This is a genomic window from Streptomyces shenzhenensis (assembly GCF_021462265.1).
GTDB classification, from domain to species: domain Bacteria; phylum Actinomycetota; class Actinomycetes; order Streptomycetales; family Streptomycetaceae; genus Streptomyces; species Streptomyces shenzhenensis.
Genome location: NZ_JAJONF010000059.1, coordinates 17834 through 36954, shown reverse-complemented (window position 1 = coordinate 36954; position 19121 = coordinate 17834). Strand labels below are relative to the sequence as shown.

At 71.0% G+C, this 19121-nt stretch carries 17 protein-coding genes; 9 read left to right on the top strand and 8 right to left on the bottom strand.

All coding sequences use genetic code 11. From position 1 onward, the window contains the following. Positions 1 to 451: 451 nt before the first annotated feature. Positions 452 to 1399, top strand: a complete 948-nt coding sequence (locus LQ326_RS42060) for a hypothetical protein (RefSeq protein WP_234544365.1) — start codon at positions 452 to 454, stop codon at positions 1397 to 1399. Positions 1400 to 1427: 28 nt separating this feature from the next. Here the strand turns inward: LQ326_RS42060 and LQ326_RS42055 are convergent, their stop codons facing one another. Further along, complete coding sequence (locus tag LQ326_RS42055; RefSeq protein ID WP_234544364.1) at positions 1428 to 1865, bottom strand: Rieske (2Fe-2S) protein; 438 nt, start codon at positions 1863 to 1865, stop codon at positions 1428 to 1430. 279 nt (positions 1866 to 2144) lie between these two features. Between LQ326_RS42055 and LQ326_RS42050 the strand changes: the two genes are divergently transcribed. Continuing rightward, a complete protein-coding gene (locus LQ326_RS42050; RefSeq protein WP_234544363.1) occupies positions 2145 to 3245 on the top strand; it encodes a LacI family DNA-binding transcriptional regulator in 1101 nt (366 codons plus the stop codon). Beyond that, complete coding sequence (locus tag LQ326_RS42045) at positions 3226 to 4143, top strand: carbohydrate kinase family protein (RefSeq protein ID WP_234544362.1); 918 nt, start codon at positions 3226 to 3228, stop codon at positions 4141 to 4143. The genes LQ326_RS42050 and LQ326_RS42045 overlap by 20 nt, the downstream gene beginning before the upstream one ends. A 161-nt stretch (positions 4144 to 4304) precedes the next feature. Here the strand turns inward: LQ326_RS42045 and uvrA are convergent, their stop codons facing one another. After that, positions 4305 to 7352 carry an excinuclease ABC subunit UvrA gene (gene uvrA, locus LQ326_RS42040; RefSeq protein ID WP_234544361.1) on the bottom strand — a complete coding sequence of 1016 codons (3048 nt, stop codon included), beginning with the start codon at positions 7350 to 7352 and terminating at the stop codon, positions 4305 to 4307. A gap of 224 nt (positions 7353 to 7576) precedes the next feature. Here uvrA and LQ326_RS42035 point away from each other — a divergent pair, with 224 nt between their 5' ends. The 5 genes from LQ326_RS42035 (at position 7577) to LQ326_RS42015 (ending at position 11872) form a co-directional block, all read left to right on the top strand. Further along, positions 7577 to 8266 carry a maleylpyruvate isomerase family mycothiol-dependent enzyme gene (locus LQ326_RS42035; protein WP_234544360.1) on the top strand — a complete coding sequence of 230 codons (690 nt, stop codon included), beginning with the start codon at positions 7577 to 7579 and terminating at the stop codon, positions 8264 to 8266. Between the two features lie 44 nt (positions 8267 to 8310). Continuing rightward, positions 8311 to 8967: an MBL fold metallo-hydrolase gene (locus LQ326_RS42030; RefSeq protein WP_234544359.1), complete on the top strand. Its 657-nt coding sequence runs from the start codon at positions 8311 to 8313 to the stop codon at positions 8965 to 8967. 345 nt (positions 8968 to 9312) lie between these two features. Continuing rightward, a complete protein-coding gene (locus LQ326_RS42025; RefSeq protein ID WP_234544358.1) occupies positions 9313 to 10197 on the top strand; it encodes an ABC transporter substrate-binding protein in 885 nt (294 codons plus the stop codon). Next, complete coding sequence (locus LQ326_RS42020; protein WP_234544357.1) at positions 10194 to 11123, top strand: amino acid ABC transporter permease; 930 nt, start codon at positions 10194 to 10196, stop codon at positions 11121 to 11123. The genes LQ326_RS42025 and LQ326_RS42020 overlap by 4 nt, the downstream gene beginning before the upstream one ends. After that, entirely contained in the window at positions 11120 to 11872 is a 753-nt protein-coding gene (locus tag LQ326_RS42015) for an amino acid ABC transporter ATP-binding protein (protein WP_234544356.1), read from the top strand. The genes LQ326_RS42020 and LQ326_RS42015 overlap by 4 nt, the downstream gene beginning before the upstream one ends. 4 nt (positions 11873 to 11876) lie before the next feature. Here the strand turns inward: LQ326_RS42015 and aroQ are convergent, their stop codons facing one another. After that, the gene (gene aroQ, locus LQ326_RS42010; RefSeq protein ID WP_234544355.1) at positions 11877 to 12350 is read right to left on the bottom strand and encodes a type II 3-dehydroquinate dehydratase; all 474 of its coding nucleotides are present in this window, start codon (positions 12348 to 12350) and stop codon (positions 11877 to 11879) included. A gap of 179 nt (positions 12351 to 12529) precedes the next feature. Here aroQ and LQ326_RS42005 point away from each other — a divergent pair, with 179 nt between their 5' ends. Then, positions 12530 to 13801 carry an MFS transporter gene (locus LQ326_RS42005; protein ID WP_234544354.1) on the top strand — a complete coding sequence of 424 codons (1272 nt, stop codon included), beginning with the start codon at positions 12530 to 12532 and terminating at the stop codon, positions 13799 to 13801. Positions 13802 to 13816: 15 nt separating this feature from the next. Here the strand turns inward: LQ326_RS42005 and LQ326_RS42000 are convergent, their stop codons facing one another. The 5 genes from LQ326_RS42000 to LQ326_RS41985 all read right to left on the bottom strand — a co-directional run bounded on the left by LQ326_RS42000 (position 13817) and on the right by LQ326_RS41985 (position 19072). Then, entirely contained in the window at positions 13817 to 14917 is a 1101-nt protein-coding gene (locus LQ326_RS42000; protein ID WP_234544353.1) for a calcium:cation antiporter, read from the bottom strand. A gap of 146 nt (positions 14918 to 15063) precedes the next feature. Further along, positions 15064 to 15192: a hypothetical protein gene (locus LQ326_RS48110; protein ID WP_268208243.1), complete on the bottom strand. Its 129-nt coding sequence runs from the start codon at positions 15190 to 15192 to the stop codon at positions 15064 to 15066. A gap of 81 nt (positions 15193 to 15273) precedes the next feature. Then, positions 15274 to 16275: a TerC family protein gene (locus LQ326_RS41995; protein WP_234544352.1), complete on the bottom strand. Its 1002-nt coding sequence runs from the start codon at positions 16273 to 16275 to the stop codon at positions 15274 to 15276. A 222-nt stretch (positions 16276 to 16497) separates the two neighbouring features. Then, the gene (locus tag LQ326_RS41990; RefSeq protein ID WP_234544351.1) at positions 16498 to 18444 is read right to left on the bottom strand and encodes a TerD family protein; all 1947 of its coding nucleotides are present in this window, start codon (positions 18442 to 18444) and stop codon (positions 16498 to 16500) included. A gap of 49 nt (positions 18445 to 18493) precedes the next feature. Then, complete coding sequence (locus LQ326_RS41985; protein ID WP_234544350.1) at positions 18494 to 19072, bottom strand: TerD family protein; 579 nt, start codon at positions 19070 to 19072, stop codon at positions 18494 to 18496. Between the last annotated feature and the right edge of the window lie 49 nt (positions 19073 to 19121).

Here is a 19121-nt window from a genome sequence, read left to right as displayed (position 1 = left end):
TGCTCGTAGCCACACCCCGCCTGGGCTCGGCTCGCTGAATCGGACACCTCGGTGACATCGCGAACGGTTCCGGCATGCCGCACTCGCGGACCCGGTTCACGACCGGGGCGGAGCCGTCGGGCCGAGCGTGGCGGATCTCGCACGGCTTCCTCCGTGAACAGGCACCCCCCCCGTGAACGGTCTCCGGCCGCCCGGCCGTCGGCGGCATCGCCGCCGCGCGCACGATCCCGCCGGTCAGGGGGTCGCGCCTCGGCCAGGCGGGCGTTCTCGACCGGTCGAAGGTGTTGTCGGTGATTGGTCAACACGCTTCAATGCGGGGAAACTCGGGGCCGTGTGCGACGGCCTGCGGACGCGGCATGCCCAGGTGCGGCCGTCCCCGGCGCCGACGGGGTGGCCCCGAACCGCGTCAACGGCCTGACCAGCCGTTGCCCCCGACAGAAAGGCCCCCTGCATGCGGCACGGCACACAGCACGCGGACGTCGCCACCGCGGAACTGGACTCGGCCCTGCGCGGCGGCCCCTTCCATGTGGCCCTGCGCGCCGCGATCGCCGCCCGTGGGCTGCCGCTCCAGCGCGTGCAGCACCATCTGTCGCGCTACGGCGTCAAAGTGGGCGTCACCAGCCTGAGTTACTGGCAACAGGGTGCCCGCCGCCCCCAGCGCCCGGAGTCACTGCGGGCCGTCCGCGCGCTGGAGGAGATCCTCCAGCTCCCGGACGAGTCCCTGATCCGGCTGCTCGCCGACACCGAGCAGGATCCCGCGGTGCGCCGGCCCGCCGCCCGCTCGTACCGCTCGTTCATCGAGGCCTGTGACGTCCTGGACCGGCTGCAGGCCGAACTCGGCTGGTCCCTCGACGGCGGCCTGCACACCCTGGGGCACCACGACCGGGTACGGATCGGCGGTCACCGGGAACTGGCCGCCCGCGAGTCCCAGCACATCGTGCGTGCCCACCACGACGGCGTCGACCGCTTCGTGGCCGTCCACCACGGCGACCCCGGTTGCGCCCCGCGGCACATGACCGTGCACGCGCTGGAGAACTGCCGCGCGGGACGCGTCCGTTCGGACGAGGAGACCGGTCTCCTCGTCGCCGAACTCCTCTTCGGCACCCGGCTGCGCTCCGGCGACACCTTTCTCTTCCGCTACGCGGTCGAGGACGGCACGGCCGGTGTCTCACGCGAGTACGTCCGCGGTTTCGGCTTTCCCGGCGGCCAGTACACCCTTCAGGTGAGTTTCTCCGCCGACGCGCTGCCGACCCGCTGCCACCGGTTCGCCCAGCACTCGGCGGCGGCCCCGCGCGGCGGCCGGCAGGCCCTGCCGCTGAGCGGGCCGCACCGCTCGGTCCACCTGGTGGAGCCCCGGGTACGGCCGGGCCTGCTGGGGATCGGCTGGGACTGGGACTGAACCGGCGCTGCGGTCCAGCCCTCGTCGATCAGGCGCCGGGGCCCGCCACGATCCGCCCGTTCGCCGCCTTCACCGGCAGTGCGTCCAACGGCTCGGTGGCCGGCGACCGCACCACCTTCCCGGTCAGGGCGTCGAACTCGCTGCCGTGGCAGGGGCAGACCAACGTCGTGCCCTGGAGCTTGTTGATCGGGCACCCCGCGTGCGTGCAGATCGTGCTGTACGCCTTCAGGGCGCCGTCGGCGGTCCTGCTGACCACCACGTTGTGCTCCCGGTAGAGCTGAGCGCCGCCCTTGGCGACCTCGCTCTCGGCTCCGAGGTCGACAGGCGCGGTCGGCGTGGCTCCGGCGGCTCCGGCCGTGGCCGCACCGCCGGGTGCCTTGCAGGCGGCCGCCCCCAGCCCGGCGACCGATGTGACGGCCGCTCCGCGCAGGACGGTACGGCGACTCGCGAAGGGGCGGGTGGGCACGAGGGGCTCCAGGTGGATCGGGGTGGTGCGGTGCGGGACGACACTACCTGGGCGGATCGTCCCGCTTCGGGGCGGGGGGCGAGGCGTCACCCCATGGGGCGTAAACGCTTGCGCAAGCGTTTACGCGCCCCTGTCCGATGAGGTAGCTTCCCGGCCGAAGGGGGCATGGCGTCCCGGCCGACGGGGCATGGCGTCCCGAGCGGAACCCGGCGGCCCGAGCCGGAACCCGCGAGCCCCAGCCCGGTACGGGGCGGGGCGGGAAGCGACGAGGGGAGCCCGATGCCCACCATGGCCGACGTCGCCCGGAGTGCCGGTGTCTCGGTGGCGACCGTCTCCCATGTGCTGAACGGGACCCGCCCGGTACTGCCCCACACCCGTCAGGCCGTGCTCGACGCCATCGAGGAACTGGGCTACACGCCCAACACCCTCGCCCGCTCCCTGGTGACCTCCCGCACCCGGTCCATCGGGCTCGCGGTGTCGGCGATCAGCAACCCCTACTTCACGGAGATCCTCCAGGGCGTCGAGGCCGCCGTCCTGGAGCACGGCTACAGCCTGCTCATCGCCGACCCGCACGACGACCCCGAGCACGAACGCAAGGTCGTCCAGCTCCTCCACGAGCGCCGCGTCGACGGCCTGGTCGTCGCCCCCTCCGCCGACCCGCGCGCGCTTCTCGCCTACCTGAGCCGTCATGCCGTACCGACCGTCCTCCTCGACCGGGTCGTCGGCGGCGGCGCGGACACCGCCCCGGCCTTCGACCAGGTCTGCACCGAGAACACCGAGCCGATGGCCCGGCTCGTCACCCACCTCGCCGGTCTCGGCCACCGCCGGATCGGCCTGGTCGCAGGGTTGCCCGGGCTGAGCACCACCGGCGAGCGGATCACCGGCTACCGGCAGGGGCTGTCCACGGCCGGGCTGGCCCTCGACGACGGCCTGATCGCCCCCGGCAACTCCGAAACCACGGGCGCCGAGCAGGCCACCGCCGCTCTGCTGTCGCTCGCCGCCCCGCCCACGGCGCTCGTCACCGCCAACAACGCGATGACCATCGGCGCCCTGCGCACCCTGCGGGCGCGGGGTCTGTCCGTACCGGACGACATCGCCCTGTGCTGCTTCGACGACTTCGCCTGGGCCGACCTCTTCTCGCCCCGGCTCACCGCCATCGCCCAGCCCAGCAGAGAACTCGGCGCCGAGGCGGTCCGGGTGCTCCTCGAACGGCTGGCCGCACCCGACCGGCCCGCCCGGACCCTACGGCTGCCGTGTGCCTTCGTGCACCGGACGTCGTGCGGGTGCCGGGAGGAGGACGGCGTTGCGGACACCCCCAGCGCCCCCAGGGACCCCCAGCACCCCGAGAAAGGAACCTCTCGTGATCGTCGTCGCCGGTGAAGCACTGATCGATCTGGTACCGCAGGGCACGGGTGCCCTCGCGGCCCTGCAGCCGGCACTCGGCGGCGGCCCCTACAACACGGCCGTGGCCCTCGGCCGCCTCGGCTCTGCCACCGCGTTCTGCTCCCGTGCCTCCCGCGACGCCTTCGGCGAGGCCCTGCTGGACGGGCTGCGCCGGGCGGGCGTGGACGTCTCCCTAGTGGCACGTGGCCCGGAACCGACCACTCTCGCGGCCGCCACGATCGATCCGCAGGGCTCCGCCGCCTACTCCTTCTACGTCGAGGGGACCGCCGACCGCCTGTTCACCGCCCCCGCCGGCCTCCCCGCCGCCACCCGTGCCGTCTCCTTCGGCACGCTCTCGCTCGTCCTGGAACCGGGGGCGAGCGCCTACGAGCAGCTGATGCGCGACGCGGCCGGGCAGGGCCTGTTCACCGCACTCGACCCGAACATCCGGGCGGGTCTGGTCGCGGATCCGGACGCCTACCGGGCCCGTTTCAAGAGCTGGCTGCCCTCGGTGACTCTCCTCAAGCTCTCGGAGGAGGACGCGCTGTGGCTGGGCGGCACACCGCACGAATGGCTGGCGGCGGGCCCCTCGGCCGTGGTGATCACCCACGGCGGTGACGGTCTCAGTGCCTTCACCCGCGACGGCACCGTGTACGCCGTCCCCGGTGAGAAGGTCGCCGTCGTGGACACGATCGGCGCCGGTGACACGGTGAACGCGGCCCTGCTGCACGGTCTGGCCGCTCAGGACGCGCTGTCCGCCGAGGCGCTCCTGGGACTGGGCGCCGACGGCTGGACGAGGTTGCTGCGGTTCGCGGCGCGGGCGGCCGCGATCACGTGCTCCCGGGCGGGTGCGGAACCGCCGTATGCCTCCGAACTCGGAGACCTGCCTGTGTAGCGCTCGCTGTTGAGGAGTCAAGGTCCGTCATGGCCGCGGGGAACGGGCGGCTGATCGTGGAACGAGCGGCGCCCCACGGGAAGTTCCCGTGGGGCGCCGCGTCTGATCCGATCTGCCGGGATCTGCCGGAATCCGCCTGAGCAGGTGAACCGGCTGGGACTTCAGGCTTTGCGGGCTCGCGTCGCCTTCTTCGCGGGCGTGGTCTTCTTCGCGGGCGTCGCCTTCTCCGTGACTCCGGCCGCCTTCTTCGTGACCGTGTTGTCGGCCGTCGTGGCGGTCGCCGTCTTCCGCGCCGTCGACTTCGCCGCGACCGTCTTCTTCGCCGCCGTCCTGCGCGGCGCCTTCACCGAGCTGGCGTCACTGACGCGGTCGGCGCCGAGGATCTCGCGCAGGAACTTGCCGGTGTGGCTGGCCGGGACCGCGGCGACCTCCTCGGGGGTGCCCTCCGCGACGACGAGTCCGCCGCCTGCGCCGCCTTCCGGACCCATGTCGACGACCCAGTCGGCGGTCTTGATCACGTCGAGGTTGTGCTCGATGACGATGACCGTGTTGCCCTTGTCGACGAGGCCGCCGAGGACCTTCAGCAGCTTGCTGATGTCCTCGAAGTGCAGACCGGTGGTCGGCTCGTCGAGGACGTAGACGGTGCGCCCGGTGGAGCGCTTCTGCAGTTCGCTGGCGAGCTTCACACGCTGTGCCTCACCGCCGGACAGGGTGGTCGCCGCCTGGCCGAGGCGGACGTAGCCGAGACCGACGTCGTTCAGCGTATTGAGGTGGCGGTTGATCGCCGGGACGGCCTCGAAGAAGTGCATGGCCTCTTCGATGGGCATGTTCAGGACCTCGGAGATGGACTTGCCCTTGTAGTGGACCTCCAGGGTCTCCCGGTTGTACCGGGCGCCGTGGCAGACCTCGCACGGGACGTAGACGTCCGGGAGGAAGTTCATCTCGATCTTGATGGTGCCGTCGCCCGCGCAGTTCTCGCAGCGGCCGCCCTTGACGTTGAAGGAGAAGCGGCCCGGCTGGTAGCCCCGGACCTTCGCCTCAGTGGTCTCGGCGAACAGCTTGCGGATGTGGTCGAAGACGCCGGTGTACGTCGCCGGGTTCGATCGCGGGGTGCGGCCGATGGGCGACTGGTCGACGTGCACGACCTTGTCGACGAGGTCGTCGCCGTCCACGCGCGTGTGCCGGCCGGGGACGTTCCGCGCGCCGTTCAGCTCGCGGGCCAGGTGCGTGTACAGGATGTCGTTGACCAGCGTCGACTTGCCGGAGCCGGACACGCCCGTGACTGCCGTGAACACGCCCAGCGGGAAGGACACGTCGATGTCCTGGAGGTTGTTCTCCCGGGCGCCGTGCACGGTGAGCCGACGGGACGGGTCCTGCGGGCGGCGGATGTCGGGCAGCGGGATCGACTTCTTGCCGGACAGGTACTGGCCGGTCTGCGACTCGGCGTTGGCGAGCAGTTCCTTGAAAGACCCGCTGTGCACCACCTTGCCGCCGTGCTCACCGGCGCCGGGGCCGATGTCGACGACCCAGTCGGCGACCTTGATGGTGTCCTCGTCGTGCTCGACGACGATGAGCGTGTTGCCCATGTCGCGCAGCCGGACCAGGGTCTCGATCAGCCGGTGGTTGTCGCGCTGGTGCAGGCCGATCGACGGCTCGTCGAGGACGTACAGGACGCCGACGAGGCCGGAGCCGATCTGGGTGGCCAGGCGGATGCGCTGGGCCTCGCCGCCGGAGAGAGTGCCGGACGCGCGGTTCAGCGAGAGGTAGTCCAGGCCGACGTCGACCAGGAACCGCAGCCGCTCGTTGACCTCCTTGAGCACGCGCTCGGCGATCTTCTTGTCGCGGGCGTTGAGCTTGAGCTCGCCCAGGAAGTCCGCGCAGTCGCTGATGGACATCGCCGAGACCTCGGCGATCGACTTCTCCATGATCGTGACCGCGAGGACAATCGGCTTGAGGCGGGTGCCCTGGCAGGTGGGGCAGGGCACCTCGCGCATGTAGCCCTCGAAGCGCTCGCGGCTTGCGTCGCTCTCGGCCTCGCTGTGCCGGCGCTTGACGAACGGCACGGCGCCCTCGAAGGGCGTGGTGTACACCCGCTCGCGGCCGTACCGGTTGCGGTACCGGACCTCGATCTGCGTCTTGTGGCCGTAGAGCAGGGCCTTCTTGGCACGCTGCGGCAGCCCGGCGAAGGGGATGTCGGTGCGGAACCCCAGCGCGTCCGCGAGGGCGCCGATCAGGCGGCCGAAGTAGTCCTTGGTGTGGCCGTGCGACCAGGGGTGGATGGCACCCTCGTCGAGCGACTTGTCCTCGTCCGGGACGATCAGCTCCGGGTCGACCTCCATGCGCGTGCCGATGCCGGTGCACTCGGGGCAGGCGCCGAAGGGCGAGTTGAAGGAGAAGGAGCGGGGCTCCAGCTCCTCGAAGGACAGGTCGTCGTACGGGCAGTACAGGTGCTCCGAGTACATGCGCTCGCGCTCTGGGTCGTCCTCGGGGAGGTCGACGAAGTCGAGCACGACCATGCCGCCGGACAGTCCGAGCGCGGTCTCCACGGAATCGGTGAGGCGGCGCTTGGCGGTGTCCTTCACCGTGAGGCGGTCGACGACCACCTCGATGGTGTGCTTCTCCTGCTTCTTCAGGGTCGGCGGGTCGGAGAGCTGGACGGTCTCGCCGTCCACGCGTGCGCGTGAGTAGCCCTTGGTCTGGAGGTCGGCGAAGAGGTCGACGAACTCGCCCTTGCGCTCGCGCACCAGAGGAGAGAGCACCTGGAAGCGGCTCCCCTCCGGCAGCTCCAGGACCCTGTCCACGATGGCCTGCGGCGACTGGCGCGAGATCGGGCGGCCGCACTCGGGGCAGTGCGGCTTGCCGATGCGCGCGAACAGCAGACGCAGGTAGTCGTAGACCTCGGTGATGGTGCCGACCGTCGAGCGCGGGTTGCGCGAGGTCGACTTCTGGTCGATGGACACCGCCGGGGACAGGCCCTCGATGAAGTCCACGTCCGGCTTGTCCATCTGTCCGAGGAACTGGCGGGCGTACGAGGAGAGCGACTCCACGTAACGACGCTGGCCCTCGGCGAAGATCGTGTCGAAGGCCAGGGAGGACTTGCCCGACCCCGACAGGCCAGTGAAGACGATGAGCGAGTCACGAGGCAGGTCGAGCGAGACGTTCTTCAGATTGTGCTCGCGCGCGCCACGGACGATGAGACGGTCGGCCACAGCCGGTCCGCACCTTTCTTGAGAGAAGTGACAGGGGCAGGGCCCCGTGCTTCTTCAGACTAGGGGGAGCCACTGACAACGCCGGTCGGATTCCTGGATGCGTAAACAATCCCGGACCATCCAGCATGCCCGACGCCGCCACCGACGATATAGCACGCCCATTCGATTTACGGAGCCCGTGCGAAACCTTCACCCGAAGGTGTGGCGGGGCTACTGTCAACCCCATGATTGATCACGCTCATGACCTGGCGTCTGTACAGGAAGCGACCGACCGGCTCCTCACCGCAGTCGCCGCACTGGACAACGCGGCCGGCGCGCGACCGTCACGGCTGCCCGGCTGGACGGTCGGCCACGTCCTCGCCCACCTCGCCCGCAACGCGGACGCGCTCGCCGCCGTCCTGGACGGGCGTCCCATGTACGCCTCCGCCGAGGCACGGGACGCCGACATCGAGCGCGACGCGCCGCGCCCGCTCGGTGTGCAGCTGGACGACCTGCGGACGAGCCATGCCGGATTCCGGGCCCGGGCGGCCGAGCCCGCGGACTGGTCGCGCACGGTGGAGCTGCGCAACGGGGTCACCGACACCGCGGCCCGGGTGCCGTTCCGCCGCTGGGCCGAGGTCGAGCTGCACCATGCCGACCTCGGGATCGGGTACGAGCTGGAGGACCTGCCGGAGGAGTTCACCGAACGGGAGATCGACTTTCTCGCGGAGCGCTTCGGCGGGCACCGGGAGGTCCCGTCGACCGGACTGCGCAGCGACAGCGGCCGGGTCTGGACCACCGGCGGCGGCGCGCCGGGGGGTCCGATCGCCGTCGAGGGATCCGCCGCCGACCTGATGGGCTGGCTCGCCGGCCGCCGCGACGGCTCGGCCCTGGTCGTGAAGGGCGGCACCCTGCCCGCGCTTCCGCCGCTGTAGCGACCGGCACGTCGGCGCCCCCTCCCCGCTATAGGCTGATCACCATGACGTACAGCGGAGAGGTCACGGTCGGCGGACCGGCGGACGTGCACGAGCTCAAAGACCTGATGATCACCAAGATCGCGGTCGGGCCCATGGACAACAACGCCTATCTGCTGCGTTGCCGCGCCACCGACGAGCAACTGCTGATCGACGCGGCCAACGACGCGGAGACGCTCCTCGGCATGATCGGTGACGACGGCATCGCGTCCGTCGTCACCACCCACCGGCACGGCGACCACTGGCAGGCACTGGCCGAGGTCGTCGCCGCGACCGGCGCGCGGACGTACGCGGGCCGCGAGGACGCCCCCGGCATCCCGGTCACCACCGACGTCCTCGTGGGCGACGGCGACGTGATCCGGGTCGGCCGCGTCGAACTGACCGCCCGTCACCTGGTGGGTCACACCCCGGGCTCCATCGCCCTGGTCTACGACGACCCGCACGGCCACCCGCACGTCTTCACCGGGGACTGCCTCTTCCCCGGTGGTGTCGGCAACACGTTCAAGGACGCGAAGGCCTTCGCCAGCCTGATCCACGACGTCGAGACGAAGATCTTCGACGCGCTGCCGGACGAGACCTGGGTGTATCCGGGACACGGCAACGACACCACGCTGGGCACGGAGCGCCCGCATCTGCCGGAGTGGCACGCGCGCGGGTGGTGAGCGCGGGCGCGCGTTCCCGGCGTGAGCGCAAGCGCGCGTTCCCATCATGAGCGCGGGCGCGCGTTTCTTCCACGCGCGCGCCCCGTGTGAACGGTTCGCCCGCGCCGGCCCCCAGCGCACGCTCCCGGCGCGCGTCGTCGCGCAGTCAACTGGTGGCAGCCCCGCACAGGATGACGGCTCCTGCGCGGTACGGGCCGCCGGTCAGCATTCCCCGCCCTCGGCCGGCGGCCCCGGCGCGTCCGCCCTCCACGGCGACGTTCACAAGACCGCAACACCCGTTCCCACTATGCGGACAGATGCCCGTTTGACGTGGACAAACGCGGCGTTCGCTGTCACTCTCCCGCCATGCATCCTGCCCCGAGCGCACTGCGTCGCGCTGTCGCCGCCGCCACCATAGCCCTGCTCGCCACCGCTGTCGGCTGCGCTCCGCAGCCGGACGACAAGGCGTCCGGCGGGTCCTCCTCCTCGGCCGGAGCCACCTGCGCCAAGGGCAAGTTGGCCACCAAGACCTCCGGCAAGCTGACGATCGCGACGGACGAACCGGCGTACGAACCGTGGTTCAAGGACGACAAGCCGGCCAACGGCGAGGGCTTCGAGTCGGCGGTCGCCTACGCCGTGGCGAAGCAACTGGGGTACGGCAAGAGCGCGGTCGTCTGGCAGCGGGTGCCGTTCAACAAGGCGTTCGCGCCCGGCGTGAAGACCTTCGACTTCGACATCAACCAGGTGTCCATCAGCACCGAGCGCAAGAAGGCCGTGGACTTCTCCTCCGGCTACTACGACGTCCGCCAGGCGGTCATCGCGCTCAAGGGCGGCAAGGCCGCGAAGGCGACGAGCATCGCGGATCTCAAGGGCCTCAAGCTGGGCGCCCAGGTCGGCACGACGAGCCTCAACTACATCAGCGACGTGGTGAAGCCGTCCCAGGAGGCGGCCGCCTACTCCAAGAACGACCAGGCCGTCTCGGCGCTCAGGAACGGCCAGGTGGACGCGATCGTCACCGATCTGCCGACCGCCTTCTACGTCACGGCGGCCCAGGTGACGAACGCCAGGATCGTCGGCCAGTTCGAGAACCAGGGCGGCACGCCCGAGCAGTTCGGGCTCGTCCTGGACAAGGGCAGTGACCTCACGTCCTGCGTGACGTCGGCCGTGGACGCCCTGCGCAAGGACGGCACCCTGGCGAAGCTGGACAAGCAGTGGCTGTCCGACGCCGTCGACGCTCCGGTGCTCAAGTGACGGTCACCAAGGACGAGTCCGGTCAGGAGGGTGCGGACGGCCAGGGCGACATGCCGGCCGGTGCCCCCGCGGGCGCCCACGGTTACACCCCCTCCGGACGACGGCTGGAACGGGAGCGCTACAAGCGTGCCCGCGCCCGTCGCGCGATCGCGATCGCCGCGCTGTCGACCCTGGTCACGGCCGTCGTCCTGTACATGGTCGTGGTCAGCGCGCCGGGCTGGGAGCGCACCAAGGAGACCTTCTTCGACGGGCAGTACGCGCGCGAGGCGTTCCCCAAGGTGCTCGAAGGCCTGTGGCTCAACGTCCGGCTGCTGCTGATCTGCGGCGTGCTGGTGCTCGTCCTCGGCATGCTGATCGCCGTCGCCCGCACGCTGCCGGGGCCGGTGTTCTTCCCGCTGCGCGCGCTGGCGGCGGCCTACACGGACTTCTTCCGTGGTCTGCCACTGATCATCAACCTGATGATCGTGGTCTTCGGGGTACCCGCGCTGCGCCTCCAGGGCGTGACCGTCGATCCCGTGCTGCTGGGCGGTACGGCGCTGACGCTGACGTACTCCGCCTACGTGGCCGAAGTGTTCCGTGCGGGCATCGAGTCCGTGCACCCCTCGCAGCGCGCCGCGGCCCGCTCTCTGGGGCTGACCAACCGGCAGGCGCTGCGGTACGTGGTGCTCCCCCAGGCCGTGCGCCGTCAGGTGCCGCCGCTGCTGAACGACCTGGTGTCACTGCAGAAGGACACGGGGCTCGTGTCCATCGGCGGCGCGATCGACGCCGTACGGGCGTCCGACATCATCGCCCAGCGCAGTCTCAACTACACGCCGTACATCGTCGCCGGGCTGGTCTTCGTGGCACTGACCATCCCGATGACCCGCTTCACGGACTGGGTGACGGCCCGGATGGACCGGCGGCGGGCCCAGGGAGGATCCGTATGAGTGACGCGCCTGTCCTGCGCATGGAGTCCGTCCGCAAGACGTTCGGGGATTCGGTCGTGCTGCGGGACGTGGACCTGCAGGTCGCCCCGCACACGGTGACGGCACTGATCGGCGCCTCCGGCTCCGGCAAGTCGACGTTGCTGCGCTGTGCCAACCTTCTGGAGGAGATCGACGACGGCGCGATCTGGCTGGACGGCGAGGAGATCACCGACCCGCGCGCCGACCAGGACGCGGTGCGCCGCCGTATCGGCGTGGTCTTCCAGGCGTACAACCTCTTCCCGCACATGACCGTGCTGGACAACATCACCCTGGCGCCGCGCCGGGTGCACGGCGTCGCCCGCGCGGAGGCCGAGGAGCGGGCCAGGGAACTGCTCGAACGCCTCGGACTGGGCGACAAGGCAGACGCCTACCCCGACCGGCTGAGCGGCGGCCAGCAGCAACGGGTCGCGATCGTACGCGCCCTGGCGGTACGGCCCCGGCTGCTGCTGCTCGACGAGATCACCGCCGCCCTCGACCCGGAGCTGGTGGGCGAGGTGCTCACCGTGGTCCGGGACCTGAAGGGCGAGGGGATGACCATGGTGCTGGCGACGCACGAGATGGGTTTCGCCCGGGACGTCGCCGACCAGGTCTGCTTCCTCGACGGCGGCGTCGTACTCGAACGCGGCACGGCCGAGCAGGTGTTCGGCGACCCGCGGCAGGAGCGCACCCGGCGCTTCCTGCGGCGGATCGTGGAGGCCGGACGGCTCTGAGCCGCTACGCGTCCGCGGTGGTGGCGCCGACCAGCGCCGCCACCCGCTCCACGCCGAACACATAGCCCTGCACGCCGCATCCGGCGATCACTCCGTCGGCCCGCAGGGAGACGTAGGAGTGGTGCCGGAACGACTCGCGCTTGTGGATGTTGGAGATGTGGACCTCCAGCACGGGCAGCCCGTCACAGGTGTTGAGAGCATCCAGAATCGCGACCGAGGTGTGCGAGTAGGCGCCCGGGTTGATGACGATCCCGCAGTGGTCGAGGCGTGCCTCGTGGATCCAGTCGACCAGTTCGCCCTCGTGGTTGGACTGCCGGAAGTCCACGGTGCCGCCGTGTGCGGCCGCCGCCTTGGCGCACAGGGCCTCGATGTCGGCGAGGGTGTCGGAGCCGTAGATCTCGGGCTGGCGCTGGCCCAGCAGGTTCAGGTTGGGTCCGTTGAGGACCATGATCGGGGCGTTGGCCAGGGTGCGGGGCACGATTCCTCCGGTCCGGTGGGGAAGGCGGACGGCCCGGGAAGGCGCCGCTCGGTCCGGTCTATCACGGTCCGCGGCGGCTCCCGCGCGAGGCGTCTCACCACCGTGCGCCCCCGTAACCCTTGATCACCCTGGGTAGTTGACGGAGCATGCATGATGCACGCACTGTAAGGGCCCCCTCGATGCTGCGGCTGGCCGCCGCCTCCCTCACCGGGACCGCGATCGAGTTCTACGACTTCTTCGTCTACGGGACGGCCGCGGCGCTCGTCCTTGGACCGCTGTTCTTCCCGACGTTCTCGCCGCTCGCGGGGACACTGGCGGCGTTCGGGACGTTCGGCGCGGGGTTCGTGGCCCGGCCGCTGGGCTCGGTGCTGTTCGGGCACGTCGGGGACCGGCGCGGCCGGCGGCCGGTGCTGTTCGCGTCCCTGCTGCTGACGGGGGCGTCGACGGTCGCGGTCGGGTTCGTGCCGTCCTACGACAGGATCGGCGTCGCCGCTCCCCTGCTGCTTCTGCTGCTGCGTTTTCTGCAGGGGCTCGGGCTCGGCGGAGAGTGGGGCGGGGCGGTGCTGCTCGCCGCGGAGCACGCGCCTGCCGGGCGGCGCGCCCTGTGGTCGAGCTTTCCGCAGATCGGTCCGGCCATCGGTTTTCTCCTCGCCAACGGCGTGATGCTCGCGCTCTCGGCGTCCCTGACGGACGCCCAGTTCGCGCTGTGGGGGTGGCGGGTGCCGTTCTGGGCGGCCGGGGCGCTGGCGCTGGGCGGGCTCTGGCTGCGTTCGTCGCTCGCCGAGACTCCGCAGTTCCTGGAGATCGACGAGCCCGCGCGCATGCCGTTCGCCGAGGTCGTACGGCACCACTGGCGGCTGGTGCTGCTGACCGCGGGGGCTCTCTCGGTCGGGTACGCGGTGTTCTACGCGGTGACGACCTGGTCGCTGGCGTACGGGACGGAGCGGCTCGGGGTGAGCCGTACCGTCATGCTGACCTGCGTCATGGCCGCCGTGGTGGTGAAGGGGGCGCTCACGCCGGTGATGGCCCTGCTGGGCGACCGCTACGGGCGGCGGCCGCTGTGTCTGGTGGGGTGCACGGCCTCGGCGCTGTGGATGTGCCCGATGGTCGCGCTGCTCGCGAGCGGACAACCGCTGCTGATGTTCCTCGGGTTCACGGGTGCCCTGGTCGCCTTCATCACCATGTTCGCGGTGGTCGCCGCCTACCTGCCGGAACTCTACGAGCCCCGGGTGCGGTGCACCGGTGCCGCCGTCGGGTACAACCTCGGCGGCGTCCTCGGGGGTGCGCTGACGCCGATCGTGGCGACGGCTCTGGCGGAACACAGTGGACGCGTGCCGTGGGCCGTGGGGGCTTATCTGACGGCGATCGCGCTGCTGAGCCTGGGGTGCTTCGCGCTGCTGCCGGAGACGCGTCCGGTGGCGGTGGCCGCGGTCGAGCCGGTCGCCGGGTGAGTGTTCGCGGACCGGCTACGGGTTGATCGCCAGTTCCAGGTAGGCGGCCAACAGCACCAGGTGGACGCCGCCCTGCAGCGGCGTGGCCCGGCCCGGCACCACCGTCAGCGAGCTGACCACCACGGTCAGTGCGAGCAGCAGCATGTGGGTGGCGCCCAGACCGAGGACCAGGGGGCCGGACAGCCAGACGGAGGCGAGGGCCACGGCGGGGATGGTCAGGCCGATGCTGGCCATGGCGGAACCCAGCGCCAGGTTGAGACTGGTCTGCACTCGGTCGCGGCGGGCCGACCGCAGAGCGGCGATGGTCTCGGGCAGCAGTACCAGCAGGGCGATGACCACACCGACGACGGCCTGGTGCAGGCCGGCCGCCGCCACCCCGGACTCGATCGTCGGCGACACGCCCTTGGCCAGTCCGACGACCCCGACGAGAGCGAGGCCGAGCAGGCCGAGACTGACCGAGGCGGCGCGCCCGGACGGGGCCGCGGCGCGGTCCTCGGACGTGATCACCTCGCCCTGCTGGGTGATCGGCAGGAAGTAGTCGCGGTGCCGCACGGTCTGGGTGGCCACGAACAGGCCGTGCAGGATCAGTGACGACAGGGCCGCGAAGGCGAGCTGCGCACTGGAGAACTCCGGGCCCGGTCTGCTGGTGGTGAAGGTCGGCAGCACCAGGCTGAGCGTGGCCAGGGTGGCCACGGTCGCCAGGGCGGCGCCGGTGCCCTCGGGGTTGAAGACCGCGGTGCCGTGGCGGAGCGAGGCGACGAGGAGGCAGAGGCCGACGATACCGTTGCAGGTGATCATCACGGCGGCGAAGACGGTGTCCCGGGCCAGGGTGGAGCTCTTGTCGCCGCCGTCGGCCATGAGGGTGACGATCAGGGCGACCTCGATGATCGTGACGGCGATCGCGAGGACCAGCGACCCGAAGGGTTCGCCGACCCGGTGGGCCACGACCTCGGCGTGGTGAACCGCGGCGAGGACCGATCCGGCGAGGACGACGGTCACCAGCGCGACGACCGCGCCGGGCAGATCACGGCCCCAGGTGAACAGGAGCAGGACGACCGCGAGCACCGGCACGAGAAGCGTCCACTGGGTGGTGAGCGACCTGAGCCGAGTGATCATGCAGCGATGGTGGCAGAGGCGTGCGGGCTTCGCATTCGGGTCCTTTCGGGCTCCGGGACCGGCCACGCGGGCGGCACGAGTCCGGGGCGGGAGTTGACCTCGATCACGCGAAGGCAGCGGCCGGGCCGGTTCCGGTCCCTGGGGGATCAGACGGCGTGCGGGACTGTTCTCACGCCGGCGAACCGGCTGCCCATCCCGTCGGCGAGGGCCTCCGTCTCCTCGATGCGGTCGGTCTCGAAGCCGATGAGCTGGGCACATGCCACGGTTGCGGCCACGGGGTGGCGGAACATCCGCGGCGGTGGGCCGGCAATGCGCTTCGCACCGCTCGCGGGATGGTTGTTCCCGTGTCCGCGTGGTCAGACGTCGATGCTGTCCTTCGGAGCGCCTTCGCTCCGAGCCTGCGCCGTCTCGGCCGCCACCTGTTTCCTCGAGGCCCACAGGCTGGTGATCGTGGTGACGGTCAGGACCGCGCAGATCACGCCGAGCGAGACCGGGATGCTGATCTCCGGGACGTGGACGCCGGACTCGTGCAGCGCGTGCAGCACCAGTTTGACGCCGATGAAACCGAGGATGATCGACAGGCCGTAGGAGAGGTGTACCAGCTTCTTCAGCAGTCCGCCGATGAGGAAGTACAGCTGTCGCAGGCCCATCAGCGCGAAGGCGTTGGCCGTGAAGACGATGTACGGGTCCTGCGTCAGGCCGAAGATGGCGGGAATGGAGTCCAGCGCGAACAGGACGTCGGTCGTGCCGATCGCGAGCATCACGACGAGCATCGGGGTCATGACCCGCTTGCCGTTCTGCTGGATCCACAGCTTGGTTCCGTGGTAGCGGTCGGCCACGCCGAACTTGCGCTCCGCGGCTTTGAGCAGCTTGTTCTCCTCGAACTCCGCTTCCTCCTGGTCGGCCCGGGCCTCCTGGACCAGCTTCCAGGCGGTCCAGATCAGGAACGCACCGAAGAGGTAGAAGACCCACGAGAAGCTGGCGAGGATCGCGGCGCCCGCGGCGATGAAGGCGGCCCGCAGCACCAGGGCTATGAGGACGCCCACGAGCAGCACCCGCTGCTGGTACCGCGAGGGCACGGCGAATTTCGCCATGATCAGGACGAAGACGAAGAGGTTGTCGACGCTCAGCGACTTCTCGGTGATGAAGCCCGCGAAGAACTCGCCGGCGGGCCGGCCGCCGCCGAAGACGAGCAGGCCGAGGCCGAAGAGCCCGGCCAGGGCGATCCAGACGACGGTCCAGATACCGGCTTCCTTGACGGATACGTCGTGGGGCTTGCGGCCGATGAGGAAGTCGACCGCGATAAGGGCGGCCAGCCCCAGGACGGTGAGGACCCACAAGGTCGGGGATACATCCACTGTCGCCTCCGGTTAGTGAACGGCAAAGATTTGGCGTTGCGCTACCGGAGGTCTCTTCCACCCGGGACGGGCCGACGCCCCGGGATCCGATCGGATCCGTATTGACGGGTACGCCGCAGCAGACAGGGAGTACTCCCCTCCGTACGGAAAACAGTACCCCAATCACCAAGGGAAGGTAAAGAACTTAGTAAAAGAAAGACCAAATCACCTGGTCAAGGTGCTTTACGTGCGCTTTGTGCGGGCGGCCACGACCTGGGTGAGCACCCCCTGGAGCACATGACTGCCAGGCGGTACGAGGCAGGGCTCGTACGTCCAGGCATGCCCCACCCACGGGTCGGCCAGGTGATCGTCCGGGACCGGCGTGAGTCGCATCAGTGAACGCCAGAGCGGATCGAGCAACGGGCCGTAGGCGGCGGCGTCCTCACGGTCGGCGACCAGCAGGAGATGGACGCCGACGTCCGGGCCTTCGTCCGCCAGATAGCGCAGCTGGGTGACGGCCCGGTCGTCGAAGCCGTGCGGGAAGTCGTGCACGATCAGCAGCTGCCGTGAAGTGTCCAGACCGGACGGCAGCGCGTCGGAGGCACCGCCGCGCACCGCCATCTGCACCAGGTCCACGCGCTCGGTGAGCGACCCCAGTGTGCCGGCCACTCCGGCGGCGCCCGTCGCGGGCGGCGTGTCCAGCGCACCGGTCTCCGTCAGCGGTGCGAGCGCGGACGCGCCGGCTCCCGCGGGATCGATGACCCGCACGCCGAACTCCCCCGCCGGATGAACGGCGAGCAGCCGGGCCGCGAGCGCCACCGCCGTCTGCAGGGCGAGGTGCCGCAGCTCACCCGCCTCCACGGACCGGGACTCGTCGGGCACCCCGCTGTCGATCCACAGGCCCCGCTCCAGGGGTAGCCGGACCAGCATCGGAATGCGCAGCGGGTCGCTCTCCGGAAGGTGGAGGTCGCCCAGCCGGACGGCCATCGGCGGCTCCGTCGGCACCCGGTAGCCGTGCCAGGCCGGGTTGTCCCAGCGGGCGTACGCCGGTGGCAGTGCGGGCTCGACGACCTCGGACTCGGCGGCGAGCTGGGCGAGGTCCCGGTCGAGAACCGCTTGCGCCTGATCGACCAGCTGGGCCTGCCGGGCCCGGGCCGCCTCGCGGGCGGCGTCACCCGCCGAGCCCAGTCGGCTGCGCGGGTCCGACAGGACCTGGTCGAGTTCCTTCTCCAGGCGGGAGTCGGCGAAGTCGACAGCGCTGCGATAGGCGGCGGTGGACCGGGCCAGGTCCTCGAACATGCCCCAGACCTGGTTGTAGAGCCGCTCGTCCATGGACCAGCCGACCGCGTCGCCCGCGACGGGCGGCACGGGCCCGTCCGCCGGGGCTGGGGCCTCGGGGGCCGGGGGCGAGGGCGGCTGACGTCGCTTCGGATGCGTGTAGTCGACGGGGCCGCCGGTGGGCGGAGCGGCCGCCGGTCCCTCGGGAGGAGCGGGCCGCACCGCGCTGTCACCGGGGGTCTGGACGTCGTACGGCGATCCGGCGGCGGTGGCGGTGCCCGGCAGGTCAGGGCCATGGGCGGAGGCGGCCGTGCGGCGGGAGCGGTCGGCGTCCGTGGTGGGCGCCGGGACCGAGCGGGCCAGGCCCCGCGCCACCGCTTCCTCGATCCCGCGGGCGAGTTCGGCGGCCTGGGGCAGGCCCTGGTCGTCGAGGAGCGCCGGGAGGCCCGCCGCGTATCCCTGGCCGACCGCGCGGATCTTCCAGGCGGTGTGGCGGCGGTAGAGCTCCAGAACGACGACCGCGGACTCGGCGTCCAGGCCGGTGAGGGTGTAGCCGGCGACCTCGGTGCCGTCGAGTCCGGTCACCGCGGCGCGCGGCGCCGCGAGGGCGCCGAAGCGGGTCGGGCCGCCGGGCGTGGCGGGCAGGGCGATCAGGACGCTGACCCGGTGCACGGTCTCGGGCATGGCGTCGAGATCGACGGCGAGCCGGTGCTCGGCGGCCGCCTGCCGGGAGACCTCGATCCCGGGCAGCGTGGGCGCGCCCGGATGGGCCACCCCGTCGGCGCCCCGCACCCGGCCGCTCTCGTCGGCGAGGGTCGCGCCGGCCACGAAGGGCGCGTCGGCCGAGATCCGGATCTCGATCCGGTTCCGCGCGAGCGGATGGTTCTGCCCACGCACCAGCTCGGCCGCCATTGCGCACGTCCCCCTGTGTGTCGTGTCCTCGTGTGCCGTCGGGCCGCTGCTAGAGGTTCGGCAGGATCGCCGGCACCAGGTCCTGGAAGGTGCGGCCCCTGGCCGGGACGCCCAGGGCCGTCATCGTCCAGCCGGATCCCGACCGGTGCACCTTCGCCATGATCTGGGCGGTGTACTCCCCGCCGCCGTCGAGCGTGTAGCGCGCGAGTTCCTGGCCGGTGGTCTCGTCGACCAGTCGGCAGAAGGCGTTCTGCACTTCCTGGAAGGTCTGCCCGGTGAAGGAGTTGACGGTGAAGACGATCTGGTCGACGTGGACCGGGACGCGCGCGAGGTCGACGAGGATGGCCTCGTCGTCGCCGCCCTGGCCGGCGCCGCCGACGAGATTGTCGCCCGTGTGGCGGACCGAGCCGTCGTCGCTCACCAGGTGCCGGAAGAACACGACGTCGACGGGCTGCTTGTCGGCGAACAGCACCGCCGAGGCATCCAGGTCGATCTCACGGGTGCGCGAGCCGAACAGCCCGCGCCGGGGTGCCGCCTTCCAGCCAAGACCCATGCGGACCGCGCTCAGGGAGCCGCCGTCCTTCTTCTCCAGGCTGATGGCCTGGCCCTTGGTCATGTTGACGGTCACGGCTGCTTCCCCTCGTCGGATGTCCCCGGTTCCCGCGAAGTGCGCGGTT

Excerpts from the sequence above, each read along its gene's own strand:
- LQ326_RS42060 (WP_234544365.1), top strand. The coding sequence starts at position 452 with ATGCGGCACGGCACACAGCACGCGGACGTCGCCACCGCGGAACTGGAC.
- LQ326_RS42050 (WP_234544363.1), top strand. The coding sequence starts at position 2,145 with ATGCCCACCATGGCCGACGTCGCCCGGAGTGCCGGTGTCTCGGTGGCG.
- LQ326_RS42035 (WP_234544360.1), top strand. The coding sequence starts at position 7,577 with ATGATTGATCACGCTCATGACCTGGCGTCTGTACAGGAAGCGACCGAC.
- LQ326_RS42030 (WP_234544359.1), top strand. The coding sequence starts at position 8,311 with ATGACGTACAGCGGAGAGGTCACGGTCGGCGGACCGGCGGACGTGCAC.
- LQ326_RS42025 (WP_234544358.1), top strand. The coding sequence starts at position 9,313 with ATGCATCCTGCCCCGAGCGCACTGCGTCGCGCTGTCGCCGCCGCCACC.
- LQ326_RS42015 (WP_234544356.1), top strand. The coding sequence starts at position 11,120 with ATGAGTGACGCGCCTGTCCTGCGCATGGAGTCCGTCCGCAAGACGTTC.
- LQ326_RS42005 (WP_234544354.1), top strand. The coding sequence starts at position 12,530 with ATGCTGCGGCTGGCCGCCGCCTCCCTCACCGGGACCGCGATCGAGTTC.
- LQ326_RS42000 (WP_234544353.1), bottom strand. The coding sequence starts at position 14,917 with ATGATCACTCGGCTCAGGTCGCTCACCACCCAGTGGACGCTTCTCGTG.
- LQ326_RS41990 (WP_234544351.1), bottom strand. The coding sequence starts at position 18,444 with ATGGCGGCCGAGCTGGTGCGTGGGCAGAACCATCCGCTCGCGCGGAAC.